13 protein-coding genes and 1 pseudogene are annotated in these 13,655 nt (G+C 59.7%); 6 read left to right on the top strand and 8 right to left on the bottom strand.

What is annotated here, in order from left to right:
* Window positions 1-149 precede the first annotated feature (149 nt).
* Both AAEZ08_RS20455 and AAEZ08_RS20450 read left to right on the top strand, forming a co-directional pair.
* Complete coding sequence (locus AAEZ08_RS20455) at window positions 150-809, top strand: hypothetical protein (protein WP_500125034.1); 660 nt, start codon at window positions 150-152, stop codon at window positions 807-809.
* A gap of 117 nt (window positions 810-926) precedes the next feature.
* Window positions 927-1,160 carry a helix-turn-helix transcriptional regulator gene (locus AAEZ08_RS20450; protein ID WP_500125033.1) on the top strand — a complete coding sequence of 78 codons (234 nt, stop codon included), beginning with the start codon at window positions 927-929 and terminating at the stop codon, window positions 1,158-1,160.
* A 237-nt stretch (window positions 1,161-1,397) separates the two neighbouring features.
* Here AAEZ08_RS20450 and AAEZ08_RS20445 read toward each other — a convergent pair.
* The 5 genes and pseudogenes from AAEZ08_RS20445 to AAEZ08_RS20425 all read right to left on the bottom strand — a co-directional run.
* Window positions 1,398-2,208, bottom strand: a pseudogene (locus AAEZ08_RS20445) (ISL3 family transposase); the annotation flags it as partial.
* Window positions 2,209-2,336: 128 nt separating this feature from the next.
* A complete protein-coding gene (gene lspA, locus AAEZ08_RS20440) occupies window positions 2,337-2,858 on the bottom strand; it encodes a signal peptidase II (protein ID WP_008930575.1) in 522 nt (173 codons plus the stop codon).
* 53 nt (window positions 2,859-2,911) lie between these two features.
* The gene (gene lnt, locus AAEZ08_RS20435; protein WP_500125032.1) at window positions 2,912-4,351 is read right to left on the bottom strand and encodes an apolipoprotein N-acyltransferase; all 1,440 of its coding nucleotides are present in this window, start codon (window positions 4,349-4,351) and stop codon (window positions 2,912-2,914) included.
* A gap of 294 nt (window positions 4,352-4,645) precedes the next feature.
* Window positions 4,646-5,407, bottom strand: a complete 762-nt coding sequence (locus AAEZ08_RS20430; RefSeq protein WP_009686175.1) for a ZIP family metal transporter — start codon at window positions 5,405-5,407, stop codon at window positions 4,646-4,648.
* Window positions 5,408-5,549: 142 nt separating this feature from the next.
* Window positions 5,550-6,446, bottom strand: a complete 897-nt coding sequence (locus tag AAEZ08_RS20425) for a cation efflux transmembrane domain-containing protein (protein ID WP_008928737.1) — start codon at window positions 6,444-6,446, stop codon at window positions 5,550-5,552.
* 98 nt (window positions 6,447-6,544) lie between these two features.
* On the opposite strand from AAEZ08_RS20425, the gene cadR reads away from it, so the two are divergent.
* From cadR to AAEZ08_RS20410, 3 genes are all read left to right on the top strand, one after another.
* Window positions 6,545-6,979 carry a Cd(II)/Pb(II)-responsive transcriptional regulator gene (gene cadR / locus AAEZ08_RS20420; protein WP_008175821.1) on the top strand — a complete coding sequence of 145 codons (435 nt, stop codon included), beginning with the start codon at window positions 6,545-6,547 and terminating at the stop codon, window positions 6,977-6,979.
* Between the two features lie 219 nt (window positions 6,980-7,198).
* Window positions 7,199-9,202: a DNA methyltransferase gene (locus tag AAEZ08_RS20415; RefSeq protein ID WP_500125035.1), complete on the top strand. Its 2,004-nt coding sequence runs from the start codon at window positions 7,199-7,201 to the stop codon at window positions 9,200-9,202.
* 55 nt (window positions 9,203-9,257) lie between these two features.
* Window positions 9,258-10,598: an ISL3-like element ISStma11 family transposase gene (locus AAEZ08_RS20410; protein ID WP_019183731.1), complete on the top strand. Its 1,341-nt coding sequence runs from the start codon at window positions 9,258-9,260 to the stop codon at window positions 10,596-10,598.
* An 82-nt stretch (window positions 10,599-10,680) separates the two neighbouring features.
* On the opposite strand, the gene merA is transcribed toward AAEZ08_RS20410, so the two are convergent.
* The 3 genes from merA to merT are packed head-to-tail and all read right to left on the bottom strand — an operon-like array spanning window position 10,681 to window position 13,027.
* Window positions 10,681-12,375: a mercury(II) reductase gene (gene merA, locus AAEZ08_RS20405; protein ID WP_012480191.1), complete on the bottom strand. Its 1,695-nt coding sequence runs from the start codon at window positions 12,373-12,375 to the stop codon at window positions 10,681-10,683.
* A 10-nt stretch (window positions 12,376-12,385) separates the two neighbouring features.
* Window positions 12,386-12,664, bottom strand: a complete 279-nt coding sequence (gene merP, locus AAEZ08_RS20400; protein WP_012480190.1) for a mercury resistance system periplasmic binding protein MerP — start codon at window positions 12,662-12,664, stop codon at window positions 12,386-12,388.
* A gap of 12 nt (window positions 12,665-12,676) precedes the next feature.
* Entirely contained in the window at window positions 12,677-13,027 is a 351-nt protein-coding gene (gene merT, locus AAEZ08_RS20395; RefSeq protein WP_019183730.1) for a mercuric ion transporter MerT, read from the bottom strand.
* Window positions 13,028-13,101: 74 nt separating this feature from the next.
* Here merT and merR point away from each other — a divergent pair, with 74 nt between their 5' ends.
* Window positions 13,102-13,509, top strand: a complete 408-nt coding sequence (merR, locus tag AAEZ08_RS20390) for a mercury resistance transcriptional regulator MerR (RefSeq protein ID WP_012480188.1) — start codon at window positions 13,102-13,104, stop codon at window positions 13,507-13,509.
* Window positions 13,510-13,655: the final 146 nt, after the last annotated feature.

Raw genomic sequence — 13,655 nt, 5'->3', positions numbered from 1 at the left:
ATAAGGCCGGTAGGTTGAAAAAACCGGGTTGAAAAAGGGGGACGGTGAGAATTGGCTAATTGTTCAGCGTCTCCCTAAACAAAAAGGATTGCAGACTTCATCGTCTGGCCGACTAACCGAAGTAGATCGCTTGGGAGGGCGTCTTTTTAATGGAAAGAATATACCGGCTGCTGCCCTGGCTTAGCGTCACACAGGCCGTTGAATACATAGGGCTCCTGACGAAAATCCCTTGCAATGGACCCCTGTTACTACAGCTATGTAAGGCTCATGAATGTTCTGCATATATAGATTGTAATGGCCGAAAAGGAACGACTGTTGCGACGGCTTTTGACCCTGACTCTGATGCAAATACCGAGGTGAATGTAGATGGTTTTGGACATTCCCAACTGCTGAATATCGAATCGATTGATAAAACCGATACGCTGCTAGTTCTTGGAGAGTGTTGGACTCACTCAGGAGATTCGGCTACATGCCCCTGGTGGATGGAGAGCGCACACGGCAAGGGCGCGCTGAAACAGGAATTGTTATTCCGACCCATCGACATCCAACGGTTGGCCGCCAAGATTACCGGCGCCGTTGAATCAACAGAAGAGGAGCCTAAACCATCGTATCTGTTAGCGATTGCAGCATTAATGGAATTGCTTACAGCGCCTGTAGAATTTCCAAGACCGCATGGCATGAATCAGGAAGCCATCAAAGGAGACATACTGGATAAATTCCCCTTACGCGGACTGTCGGACCGTAACCTCGAAGAAATCTTTGCCAGAGCGAACAAGGCTGTCGCAAAGGCGAGGGCGAGGCTCGAATAACACATCAGATGTACCGCAATTGCGGTTTTCCATGCCGCAGTTGCGGTGATTAGCCCAATCAAGTGATATCCAATCCGTAGCCAATCGCACCCAACAACGCCCAAGGAGGCATTAGCGATGGCTGCAACGACCAACACCTCTCAACTCCCTCCACGCTTCATAAAGCGCCAGGCCGTACAGCGCATGGCCGGCCTGTCCTGTACTGAGATCTACCGCCGCATCGCCGCCGGCACCTTCCCCAAGCAGATCACCCTCGGCCCTAAGTCTGTGGTCTGGAACGAGGCTGAGATTATCGATTGGATGGACGCCCGTATTGCCGAGAGCCGCGGGAGCCTGCTGAATGAAGAATGAAAAACAGGCCAAGCTGAAAGCCAGCGCTGGAGCCAGCCGGAGCACTCAACGTACCCAAATCCTGAGCGAAGATAATCACCAAGCATTGCGACCAGGATGTACTGCCAGGTCATAGGGAAGTGTCGCAATCGCCTGGCCCCGTTTGACCGGCAGCTCCGCCTGGAACCGCCTGTGACTCCTGAGAAATTTGGGTATCCGGATTAAGTGGTTGATGGGCCTTCCAGCCCCATCCAACCCTTAGTCCTTCCAGAAGGTTGATAGATCGACACCGAAGTTCTTCTCAGGCTCGGGGAGTCCCATGTTGTAGGTCATGGTGGCTCTGCCCAGAAACGGGGATTCCTTGACTTGTGGCGCCTTCTTCTTGTGCTTGGTGGTATAGAGCATCCGGGCTCGCATTACCTCGAACGAATAGCCCCGGCCATCACGGTTTTTGTCCTTGGCTAGGCGGTTTATCGACTACGTGAAAGCGTTGGTGATCGGGATGTCGGTCTCAAAGTAGGTCAGCATCTCTTCACGCCAGCCACTGACGGCGCTGACGAGATCCTTCCAAACCTCCTTCTGCCCCTGAGGGATGTTGTCAATCCAGGTGGCGAGAGCCTGTTCGGCACCACGCCGATTGGTACAGTCCCAGATATGGTAGAAGCGCTCCTTGTGCTCGTAAGCCGCCAAGAGCTGGGGGGAATGCTCCTGTCCAGGTCTCCATGATGAGCCGTTCGCGGTCTGAAACGTCGTGAGCGCGCTTCAGCAGGATTTTCCGGTCACCTTTGAGGGTCCGGCGCTGATTGGGCTTCAACTCCTTCCTTAGGCCTTTGCGGATCTTCTCTAAGGCCTCGTTGGCCATGCGCACGACGTGGAACTTATCGACCACGATACGGGCCTGTGGCAGCACCGTCTGGAAGGCGCGGCGGTAGGGCTTCCACATGTCCATGCTGACGATCTCGACCTGGTGGCGGTTGGCCATGCTCATGAGGCGTCTTGTCACCCTCTCTTGCTGACGACCGGGTAGCAGGTCCAGCAGGGTGCGCTCTTCCAGATTGGTTAGGATGCAGCAGAGCCCTTGGCAGCAGTCGTGCATCAGGAACGTACAGCTGGCTCATGAAGGCGTGCCGCCTTATCAAGGCCCAGGACGCGCCTATTCCGGAAGTCAAGCATGCGATAGCGAAGACGCTAGGCGATTCAGCGGCGGCGGCTGCCTGGTTGATGTCGTATTTCCGCCCAAATAAAGAGGGCGACACCGAGGAAGATCCATACGTCCGCTAGGTTGAACGATGGCCAGTGCCACTGGGCATAGTGAAAATCGAGAAAATCCTCTACGTAGCCTAACCGCAAGCGATCTGCGACATTGCCCAACGCGCCGCCGAGGATCGCACTGAGGGCGAGCCGATAACTCAGTACGCGTGGTGAACGCCAAAGCCAGTACACCAGTAATATCGAGATAACCAGGGCCAGTCCGATGAAAAGCGGCTGCTGCCAACCGCCGACATCCGCGAGAAAGCTGAAGGCCGCCCCCGTATTGTGGCGGTGGACCCAATTGAAGAAGGGTGCGGCAGGCACGCTTTCACCATGCGCTAGCATGGTGCTGGCAAGGTACTTGCTCGCCTGATCGACAAACAGTAACAGGAGCGAGAGCCACAGCCAGCGCATCGCCTTTCCCGGCTCGTGGGCTTTCTCTGCGAGCCGACTGCCATAAGTAGACATATCCCCTTCCTCCTGACCCAATCTAGAATTTGCTCGCTGCTAAATAACAAGCGTCATGTACCCAACCGATGATGCCGACGAATTCGACGGAGCAGGAGCAGGCCGAGTCCGAGTGCGGTCAGGCCAAGGACAGGCCAATCCCGCCAGCGCACATAAGGGGGCGCGCCAGTTCGCGGTGTCACTTCGGCGCTGAGGGTGGCCACTTCGAACTGCGGAGCACGCTTGAGCACTTTGCCCTCATGATTGATGGCTGCTGTGATACCGGTGTTCGTGGCTCGAAGAAGGTCACGTCCGGTTTCGATGGCACGCATGCGTGCCATCTGGAAATGCTGGAGGGGGCCGAGCGAGCTGCCGAACCAGGCATCGTTGCTGACATTCACCAGTAACTGCGCTTCGGGCAGAAGCTCAGTGACTTCGGCACCAAAGACCGCCTCGTAGCAGATGAGTGCCCCTACGGGCACCCCTGCTGCATTCAGGACGTGCGCTTCCCGTCCCGGTGTGAAGTCGGACATGGGCGCCCCGAGCACGTCGAGGGCCGACCCCAAAAGATCCCGAAACGGAACATATTCACCGAAGGGCACCAGGTGGCGTTTGTAGTAGAAGCCTGAGGGATCGGAGAGGCTTACCACGGCGTTGTAGGTACGGCCCTCCGCCTCGCGTACCGGGACGCCAATCATTAACGATGTGCCTGCCTGATCGGCTAACGCCTCAAGCTCAGCAAGATATGCTTTGGCCTGGTCATGCCACATCGGGATTGCCGCTTCTGGCCAGATCACGATATCGGCTCCGAGATGCTGCGCGGTAAGCGCCTGATAGCGCTCAAGTGTGATGTCCCGGTATCTCGGGTCCCATTTCTTGTCTTGCGCGATGTTTCCTTGCAAGAGGACGACATCGATCGGGTCAGCGGCTGGCTGCGTCCATTCACGATCCAGCAGTTGCAAGCCGGCGAGGGTAGCGACTAACACGGCACCGACTACCGCAGCACGGCGCAGGCTTGGCCCCTGGACAACCCAGGCAAGCCCGCCAGCGAGAAGTGCCACCAGTAAACTCACGCCAAGCACGCCAAAGACGGGAGCGATAGTGGCAAGTGTGGTGTCGGTCTGGCTGTAGCCAATGAAGAGCCAGGGAAAGCCGGTCAAGAACCAGGTGCGCATCCATTCACTCAGCACCCATGCCGCAGGTAGCCCTAGCCAGAGTGCCATTGCATCCATCTCAGGGCGCAGGCAGCGCACGAGGTACGCGACGCCCCATGGAAAGAGGGCGAGCAGCGAGGCAAAGGCCGCCGTGACTAACACCGCCACCACGGGGCCATTGCCGTACTGGCTAATGCTGATAAAGACCCAGGAGACACCCACGCCGAAGTAGCCAAGGCCAAAGAGGTAGGCCGACCACAGCGCCTGACGCCTTGAAGACTGCGCGGTCAGGACAAAAAATGTTGCCAGAGCGATCACCGCAAGCCATGCCCAGCCCACAGGGGCAAAGGCAAGCGGCATGGCGCCTCCAGCAAGTAGAGCCATCCCCCCTGTCAGAAGCGGCTTATAGCGCACGCCCGTGTATAGGCTAGAGGGTAGCGCGCACTTATCACCCAATGCTCTCTCGCCTCCGAATCCAGGATCAACCCTGTGGCTCATGCTTTCTTGCTCCGCTTAATCAAGCTGCGTCAATTCATTCGGCCGGCTGGCCAGGGTGGCAAAGTGAATGTTTCTGGACTCGACTAGGTGCGCCGTAAGCTGGGAGCTGCTTCGTATTCGGCCAGCACGACAGTGGCTGTGTTGGGGAGCAGTACGTTAGCTTTGCGATACCACCCCTTCCAAGCCCGCTGATACCAGAACGAACAGGACGAAGCCGCCTATGAAAGCCAGCGGTGAGATGTGCGTATCGTCACCGCTCTCGTGAGCCTCGGAGACCATATCTTCGATGGCAGCGACCGTGAGAAGGCCTGCCGTGAACGTCAGTGCCGCTAGCTTAAATGCCTCCGGCTGGTTCCTGAGTACGAAGTAAGCAAAGACGGCTGCCGAGAGCACAGGAATCGCGAAGGAAGCAGAGAGCAGTATCCGCTTGCTACGAGGGATTCCTTTATCTTTCATGGTGGCGATCGTCGCAAAGCCCTCAGGAACATCGGCGAGAACCTGACCCGCCGCCAGGATTATCGCGACCGACGGTGAGACCGCCGACCCCGCCCCGATCAGGAGGCCATCGCTGAACAGGTCGATGGATACGGCGATATAGATCATCCAGACACTCGTCTGACCGCCTTCTCCCTGCTGGCCTTGTCGCTTCTGGAGACTCTCAACGAGCTTCTCGATACCTACGTAAGCAATGCCGCCCAGCGCGAAAGCGAGGGCGATTACCCAGGCTGAGAGGTTCTCTAGCACGCGCGGCATGATTTCAACCGCCACCACCGCAATGACGAGGCCGGCAGCGCCGTGAAGGGCGTAATTGAGACGGCGCCCGGTAGTTCGGGAGGCCTCCGCAGCGAGCCCACCACTAAAATTGCCTAAGGCGGGCAACAGCGCCAGGCCGAGTACCAGCCAGATACTATCCATCATCTTCCTTCCTTGGTTGATTCCTAGATACGCTACCTTGCTGGCTCCGAGCCTTCGCGCTATATGCTGTCGTTCAGGCCTAGCGCGCTTGTACAGCCACTTCGATCAAGTGTCCCAGGCATCGATAGCTGCGTACCGTGCAGCCTCACCCCTTGAGCGCCAGGATGCGCCGAGCGCCGTTGAGGACGATCAGGCCCACGATGGTACCGATAATCAGGTCAGGGTAGCTGGACCCCGTCCAGGCGACCAAGGCACCGGCGGCGATGACGCCCATGTTGATCACCACATCATTGGCCGAGAATATCCAGCTTGCCTTCATATGCGCGCCGCCTTCGCGGTGCTTGGATATCAACAGCAGGCAACCGGTATTGGCGATCAACGCGACGAAGGCGATCGCCATCATCATCAGCGATTCAGGCTCACTACCGAAAACAAAGCGTCGCACCACCTCGACGAGTACGCCGATAGCCAAAATCAGTTGCAGTACCCCTGCCAGATGCGCGGCACGTACCTGCATTTTCGCACTGCGCCCTACGGCATAGAGAGCCAGGCCATAGACGGCTGCATCGGCAAACATATCCAGGGAATCAGCGATCAGGCCGGTAGACTGGGCGATCAGGCCAGCAGTCATTTCCACCACGAACATGATCGCATTGATACCGAGCAACACGCGCAGAGTGCCTGACTCCTGCGTAGCAGAGACTGCCGAGCTCTCAGCGGCCTTGATCGTCTCTGGGTCGGCAATGACGGTTTCCTGAAGAGAGGCGCCTAGCCCCAAGGTCGCCAGTTTCGCGGTAATGGGCTCAGCCTCGCCGTCATGCACGACCTCCAATCGGCGGTTCGACAAGTCGAAGGACAGCGTTCGAATCTCATCAAAGCCGTTCAGCGCCAAGCGGATCATCCGTTCTTCTGAGGGACAATCCATCTTCGGCACAGCATACACGCTGACCCATTCCCCTGACGCTTCGGAGGAGACCGGCATATCGGTATCCGCTGCAGGCGTTGCATCGCAGCTACATGGGCCACCACAGGCTTTACTCACGATACGGCTCCAGTTAACCAACATAGATTGCTAGTATTAAAAACTATATAGCTACTATAAGGTCAATGGGACAGATGATCCGTTGAGGAGTAAGCCTGATGCGCATTGGTCAGTTAGCCCAGATAGCGGGTATCGACACGCAGACGATCCGCTTCTATGAGCAGCAGGGCCTGTTGCCGCCGCCAGAACGGCAGGAGAATGGTTACCGTGTCTATACCGAGAAGCATGGCGAGTGGCTTGCCTTTATCCGCCGCTGCCGAATTCTGGACCTGTCACTGACAGAGATTCGCGAGCTACAGAGCTATCAGGACGACCCTCGCCAGCCTTGTACCGCCGTCAACGCCATGCTCGATGACCACATCTCTCATGTGCGGTCGCAGATAACTGCTCTGCAAGCGCTTGAGCAACAACTCGTTTCACTGAGGGCGAGTTGCAACGAGGGTCGGGAGATCAATGCCTGCGGCATCCTGACGGGGATCAGCGAGGAGAGCAAACAACAGCTGTATAGGGCTAGCTCAGGCCGTAAGGACTGAGCAGAGACATGCCGGACCTTGCAGTGACATTGTGAATGCATGGTGTGTTGATCGCGAAGCCTCACTGCGTATCTCGGCATGCGAACCTGGGCGTTGCTGCAAACTTGCAGGGGCCGTGAAGAAGAGTCGTCATCAACCAGGTAATCCGCTGAGCTGATGGTTGGTTCCGTCATCATGATATGAGCCAATCAACCAAAAAATCCGGATACCCAGAAGTTTATCGCCACCTGGAAAAACAACTCCCTATCAGAAAAGGGTGGCGCGCAGCCCCATTTTGAAGACCTTTGCCGGTTGCTCAGCGTTGATCCACCGCGTCAGCAAGGTGACTACTGCTATGAGCAGGGACTCCAGAAAACGCTTGGCGGTGCGGGCTTTGCCGACGTGTGGAAGCGCGGCTGCTTTGCTTGGGAGAACAAGGGACCGGACAAGGATCTAGGCCCGGCGCTCATGCAGCTGAAGAACTATGCCGGCGCCCTCGACAACCCGCCCGTGCTGGTCGTCTGCAACCGCGAGCGCATCGAGATCCACCCCTGCTTCACCGGCTACCCAAGCACGCCGCGCATCATCCAGCTGGATGACATCGGTCAGCTAGAAAATCTGCAAGCCCTGCGCTGGCTGTTCTCGCCCGAGGACATCCACAAGCTGCGCCCGCTCAAGTCCAACGCTGCCATCACCGCTGAGGCCGCCGGCGAGTTCGCCAAAGTCGCCATGGCCATGCGTGGGCGTGGCCTGGATAGCCAGCAGGTCGCCCACTTCTTGATTCAATGCATTTTCTGCATGTACGCCGAGGACGAAGGGCTGCTGCATGAGGGCATCAGCGACGATCCGCAAATCTTCACCGCCATCCTGAAAAGCGCCCGGGATGACGCCGAACGGGCCACCAAGCGCATCGCTAACCTCTTCACTGCCATGCGGAACGGCGGCGCCTACGGCAATGACGACATCGCCTGGTTCAACGGCGGGCTGTTCACGATTATCGACGTGCCCCCGCTGGTGGCCGACGACCTTGCAGCCCTGCGCGATGCAGCGCAGAAGCTAGATTGGCGGGCCATCGACCCAACCATATTCGGCACACTATTCGAACGCGGCCTCGACCCAAGCGCCCGCGCCCCGCTTGGTGCGCATTACACCGACGTCGAAACCATCGCCAAGCTGATTCGCCCACTTATCGTTGAACCGCTGGCCGCCGAGTGGGAAGCAGCCAAGTCGCTACTTATCAAGGCTCAGGGCAAGGGGCCGCGCTCCGCCCCTCACAAGGCCGCCATGACGGCATTCCAAGGCTACTTGGAGCGTCTGAAGAGCTTCCGCGTGCTTGATCCCGCCTGCGGCTCCGGCAATTTCCTTTATCTGTCCATGCATGCGCTCAAAGATCTTGAGCATGCCGCCCAGGTAGATGCCGAACTGCTCGGATTCGGCCGGCAGATCGGCATCGAGACTGGCCCTGCCAACATTCTTGGTTTGGAAATCAACGAGTACGCCGCTGAACTGGCACGCGTCACCGTATGGATCGGCGATATCCAGTGGAGCCAGCGCAACGGCCAGTCGATCGCGCGCAACCCCATTCTGCGCACCCTCGACGGCATCCAGCACCGTGACGCTCTGATGAATGCGGATGGTAGCGAAACGGAGTGGCCGACCGCCGATGTGATCGTCGGTAATCCGCCCTTCCTGGGTGACAAGAAGATGCGCGGAGAGCTGGGCGCCGAGTACACCGAACGCCTGCGCAAGCTGTACGCCGGCAAGGTGCCAGGCGGTGCCGATCTGGTCTGCTACTGGTTCCACAAGGCTCGCGAACAGATCCTGTGCGGCCAGGCGCAGCGCTCCGGGCTGGTCTCCACCAACAGCATCCGTGGCGGCGCCAACCGCAAGGTGCTGGATGCAATTGCCGAGCATCTGGTCATCTTCAACGCCTGGGGCGACGAGGATTGGATCAACGACGGTGCGGCGGTGCGCGTTTCGCTCGTGGCCTTCGCTGCTACCGTGCCGGAAGGCGGGGCGTGGCTGAATGGACATCAGGTCGGGCGAATCAACCCGGATCTCACGGCCACCGCAACCACAGAAAACAGCCTCGACCTCACCAAGGCAGCGAGGCTATTGCTGAACGCCGGCTGCGCTTTCATCGGCGGGATGAAAAAGGGTATCCGGAATCTGGTGTGGGTTCTGGCTCCTTGGGTCTTTGTAGCTATCACTTTCAAAGAATGGATTTTGGTGTTGGACGGCTGAGCGGATGTGCTAGAGTAAAAGTCGGATTTCAGTGTGGGTTCGCCCAAGGTGCTGAGTGACGGACTTTCTCCAGCTGCGAAGCCTGAAGACGCTTGAAATCCTGACCAGCGAGGACAGTTACGTCGTCAAGGCCGAAGGCGTCAATCAGTGGGTGACCTGCCCGCTGTGCAAGACCGGACGCCTGCATGGTCACGGCTCACAGGAACAGTCGTTTCAGGACACACCGACGCACGGCAAACCCGTCGTGATCTTCATCCAGCGCCGTCGCTATCGCTGTACAAGCTGCACCAAGACCTTGTTTGAGCCTGTGGCGGACCTTGATGGAAAACGCCAAGCCACGGCGCGTCTGGTGCGTTATATCCGCGACCAGTCCTTCTCCAAGACCTTTGCGGCCCTTGCCCGGGAAGTAGCCGTGGACGAAAAGACGGTCCGCCACGTCTTCGACGATTTCATCGAGGAGGTCGAGGCCAAGACCCAGTTCCGGACGCCGCGGGTGCTGGGTATCGACGAGCTCAAGATCATCGGCCAGTACCGGGCCATGATCACCAACGTCGAGCGCAAGACCGTGTTCGATATCCGCCCCAGCCGGGCCAAAGCCGAGTTGATGCCCTATTTCCGCGACCTGCGGGACAAGGACTCGGTCGAGTGGGTGGCGATGGACATGTACCACGTTTATCGGCAGGTGGTGCGCGCCACGCTGCCACAGGCCCGGATCGTGGTCGATCGATTCCATATCCAGCGCATGGCGAACGACGCGCTGGAGAAGCTGCGCAAGCGCATTCGCAAGGATTTGTCCACCCGGCAGCGCCTCAAACTCAAGGACGAGCGGTTCCTGCTGCTCAAGCGGCAGCACGACCTGACAGGGAGAGATATGGACCGGATGCGGGAATGGTTCCAACAGTTCCCGCTCCTAAGCGAAGCCCACGCGCTCAAGGAAGGATTTCTGTCGATCTGGGATCAGAAGACCCGCCCAGCAGCAGAAGCCGCCTGCGCGAAGTGGCAGGCCAATATTCCGACCGAATTGGCGGCCACGTTCAAGGACCTGACCACCGCCGTGCACAACTGGCACGACGAAATCTTCGCCTACTTCGAGCAGCCGATTACCAATGCCTATACTGAGTCAGTCAACCGAGTGGCCAAAGACATGAACCGCATGGGCAGGGGTTACAGCTTCGAGGTGCTTCGGGCGCGCATGCTCTACGACAAGAAGGCGCGCAAGGATGGCTCGGTTATCGAAACCGTGTTGGTCGATGACGACGACCCAATGACCACGGACTTCGTGTTCCAGCGGATGACCACGGCGGCAACGCGCAAGAAGAAGATCACGCGCGTGGTCGAGTACGGCCCCTATCTCCCGACGCTGGCGCGGCTACTCGAAGAGGGGTATTTCGAATAGTCCTCAGCCCATTGTGCAAGAGGCGGCGCTTCAGCCTGAATTTGTGATTCAGCCGATGAAGCATAGGTAAGAGGCCCAGCCACTACCCCGCGCAACAGGACAGTTGCTTTACGTCCTTGGTGAAGGTTTGTGCCGCGAGTTTCAGCCCCTCGACCATCGTCAGGTAGGGGAATAACTGGTCGGCCAACTCTCGCACCGTCATGCGGTTGCGAATCGCCAGTACTGCGGTTTGGATCAGCTCGCCTGCTTCCGGGGCTACCGCTTGCACGCCGATCAGTCGTCCCGAACCGGCCTCCGAAACCAGCTTGATGAAACCGCGCGTGTCGAAGTTGACCAGCGCCCGGGGCACGTTGTCGAGCGTCAGCGTGCGGCTGTCGGTCTCGATACCGTCGTGGTGCGCTTCGGCTTCGCTGTAGCCCACGGTGGCGACCTGCGGGTCGGTGAACACCACCGCCGGCATCGCCGTCAGATCCAGCGTCGCGTTGCCACCCGTCATGTTGATTGCAGCGCGGGTGCCGGCCGCCGCCGCGACGTAGACGAACTGCGGCTGGTCAGTGCAGTCGCCGGCGGCATAGATGTGCGGCACGGTAGTGCGCATCGCGTGGTCGATGGTGATGGCGCCTTGCGCATTGACCACCACACCGGCCGCGTCGAGGTTGAGCGTGCGGGTGTTTGGGGTGCGGCCGGTGGCGAACAACAGCCGGTCGGCATGCAGTTCGCCGCGTTCGGTGGTGAGCACGAATTCCCCATCCTCATAGGCGACCTGGCTGGCCTGGGTGTGGTCCAGCACTTCGATGCCTTCGGCGCGGAACACGGCCGTGATGGCCTCGCCAATGGCGGGGTCTTCGCGAAAGAACAGTGTGCTGCGCGCCAGCATGGTCACCTTGCTGCCCAGCCGGGCAAAGGCCTGCGCGAGTTCGACGGCCACCACCGACGAGCCGATCACGGCCAGCCGATCGGGGATCGTGTCGCTGGCCAGCGCTTCGGTCGACGTCCAGAAGGGCGTGTCTTTCAAGCCCGGGATCGGTGGAATCGCCGGACTGGCCCCGGTGGCGATGAGGCAGCGGTCGAAACTCACCTCGCGCATCCCGTCGTCAGCGGTTGCCACGGTCAGCGTGTGCGCATCCTTGAATCGGGCATCGCCGCGCAGCACGGTGATGGTCGGGGTGCTCGTCAGGATGCCTTCGTACTTGGCGTGGCGCAGTTCATCGACGCGCCCCTGCTGCTGAGCCAGCAAGCGCTTACGCAGAATCTTCGGCGAGGCGGCGGCAATGCCGTCATCGAACGGACTCTCGCGACGCAGATGCGCAATGTGGGCAGCGCGGATCATGATCTTGGACGGCACACATCCGACGTTGACGCAGGTGCCGCCGAGAGTGCTGCGCTCGATCAGCGTCACACGCGCCCCTTGCTCGACGGCCTTCAACGCCGCCGCCATCGCCGCGCCGCCGCTGCCGATCACGGCCACGTGCAGTGCAGCCTCATCGTCCTCGCGCTTTGGTTCGCCGCCCAGCCGCTCTTGTGCATTGTTCAGCAGGTCGCTGGGTTGCCCCGGCGCATCGGCAAGCTGCGCTCGGTAACCGAGTGCGGATACCGCCGCGACCAGCGAGGTCACGTCCGCGGCGGTACCTACGCTGGCCTCAATCTCGGCCCGGCGCTGTGGGTAGGACACTGAGGCCGAACGCACGCCGGGCACCTTTTCCAAGGTCTGCTTGACGTGCTCGGCGCACGACCCGCAGGTCATGCCATCGATGTGCAGCGTGATCGCCTCGGTCATGAGCGTGTGCTCACTTCTTGACGGTAGACGGGTAGCCGGCGTTCTCGGTGGCTTTGGTCAACGCGGCCGGAGTGGTCTTGGCATCGTCGTAGGTTACCACCGCCTCCTTGGGCTCCCAGGTCACCTTGGCCTCGATGACGCCTTCGACCTTGGTCAGCGCCTTCTTGACCGTGATCGGACAGGTGGCGCAGGTCATGCTCGGCACCGACAGCGTGACGGTTTTGGTGGCGGCCCAGGCGGGAGCGCTGAGGGCAACGGTCAGAGCGAGCAATGCGACGAGTTTCTTCATGGCAATCTCCTTTCAGTAGAACAGGGGCATGAGGTAGGGGAACACGAGCGCGATCAGCACCAGGGCGGTGACGATCCAGAAGATCACCTTGTAGGCCGTCCGCACCTGGGGCACGGCGCATGCGTCGTCCGGCGCGCAGGCGCGAGCCGGCCGGAAGATGCGACGCCACGCGAAGAACAGCGCCACGAGCGCCACGCCAATGAAGATCGGCCGGTACGGTTCCAGCGCGGTCAAGTTGCCGATCCAGGCGCCGGAGAAACCCAGCGTGATCAGCACCAGCGGACCGAGGCAGCAGGTCGAGGCGAGGATGGCGGCGAGGCCACCGGCGGCCAGTGCACCGCGGCCGTTGCTGGGGTCTGCCATGTGAGGGATCTCCTTCCGAGACGTTGCGTGATGCGCTAAGGTTACTTCCGTAGTCAAGTACGGAGTCAAGCGCGATGGTGAACGATCCGCAAACACTGACCATCGGGGCTTTCGCCAAGGCCGCTGGGGTCAACGTGGAGACCATCCGGTTCTATCAGCGCAAGGGGTTATTGCCAGAACCAGGTCGGCCCGTCGGCAGTATTCGCCGCTACGGATCGGCGGACGTGGCGCGGGTGCGTTTCGTGAAATCCGCCCAGCGGCTGGGGTTCAACCTGGACGAAGTCGGCCAACTCCTACAGCTTGAGGACGGCACTCACTGCAGCGAAGCCGCCGAGCTGGCTGCGCTCCAGCTCACCGACGTGCGCACCAAGATGGCGGACCTGACGCGAATCGAAGCGGTGCTGTCACGGTTGGTCAACGAGTGCCATGCGCAGCGAGGCACTGTGTCGTGCCCGCTGATCGATTCTCTACACGGGAGCTAGGCGCGTGGCTTAACCCGGTTTTCCGTTCCACTGCGCCTCAAACCCCAGTTCGAGCCGGGGGCAAGGTGACCTGCCACTGATTGTTTCCTTGCACCGACATGCGCCAGACAAAGCCCACACTGAAGGCTAAAAGCGCGTAAGCCTTG

Origin of the sequence: Pseudomonas sp. E45-MNA-CIBAN-0222 (assembly GCF_040310405.1) — a bacterium.
GTDB lineage: Bacteria > Pseudomonadota > Gammaproteobacteria > Pseudomonadales > Pseudomonadaceae > Stutzerimonas > Stutzerimonas stutzeri_AC.
This window is presented reverse-complemented; position numbering and strand designations above follow the sequence as displayed.

Excerpts from the sequence above, each read along its gene's own strand:
- AAEZ08_RS20450 (WP_500125033.1), top strand. The coding sequence starts at position 927 with ATGGCTGCAACGACCAACACCTCTCAACTCCCTCCACGCTTCATAAAG.
- AAEZ08_RS20430 (WP_009686175.1), bottom strand. The coding sequence starts at position 5,407 with ATGATGGATAGTATCTGGCTGGTACTCGGCCTGGCGCTGTTGCCCGCC.
- lspA (WP_008930575.1), bottom strand. The coding sequence starts at position 2,858 with ATGTCTACTTATGGCAGTCGGCTCGCAGAGAAAGCCCACGAGCCGGGA.
- cadR (WP_008175821.1), top strand. The coding sequence starts at position 6,545 with ATGCGCATTGGTCAGTTAGCCCAGATAGCGGGTATCGACACGCAGACG.
- AAEZ08_RS20455 (WP_500125034.1), top strand. The coding sequence starts at position 150 with ATGGAAAGAATATACCGGCTGCTGCCCTGGCTTAGCGTCACACAGGCC.
- merT (WP_019183730.1), bottom strand. The coding sequence starts at position 13,027 with ATGGCAGACCCCAGCAACGGCCGCGGTGCACTGGCCGCCGGTGGCCTC.
- merR (WP_012480188.1), top strand. The coding sequence starts at position 13,102 with ATGGTGAACGATCCGCAAACACTGACCATCGGGGCTTTCGCCAAGGCC.
- merA (WP_012480191.1), bottom strand. The coding sequence starts at position 12,375 with ATGACCGAGGCGATCACGCTGCACATCGATGGCATGACCTGCGGGTCG.
- lnt (WP_500125032.1), bottom strand. The coding sequence starts at position 4,351 with ATGCCGCTTGCCTTTGCCCCTGTGGGCTGGGCATGGCTTGCGGTGATC.
- merP (WP_012480190.1), bottom strand. The coding sequence starts at position 12,664 with ATGAAGAAACTCGTCGCATTGCTCGCTCTGACCGTTGCCCTCAGCGCT.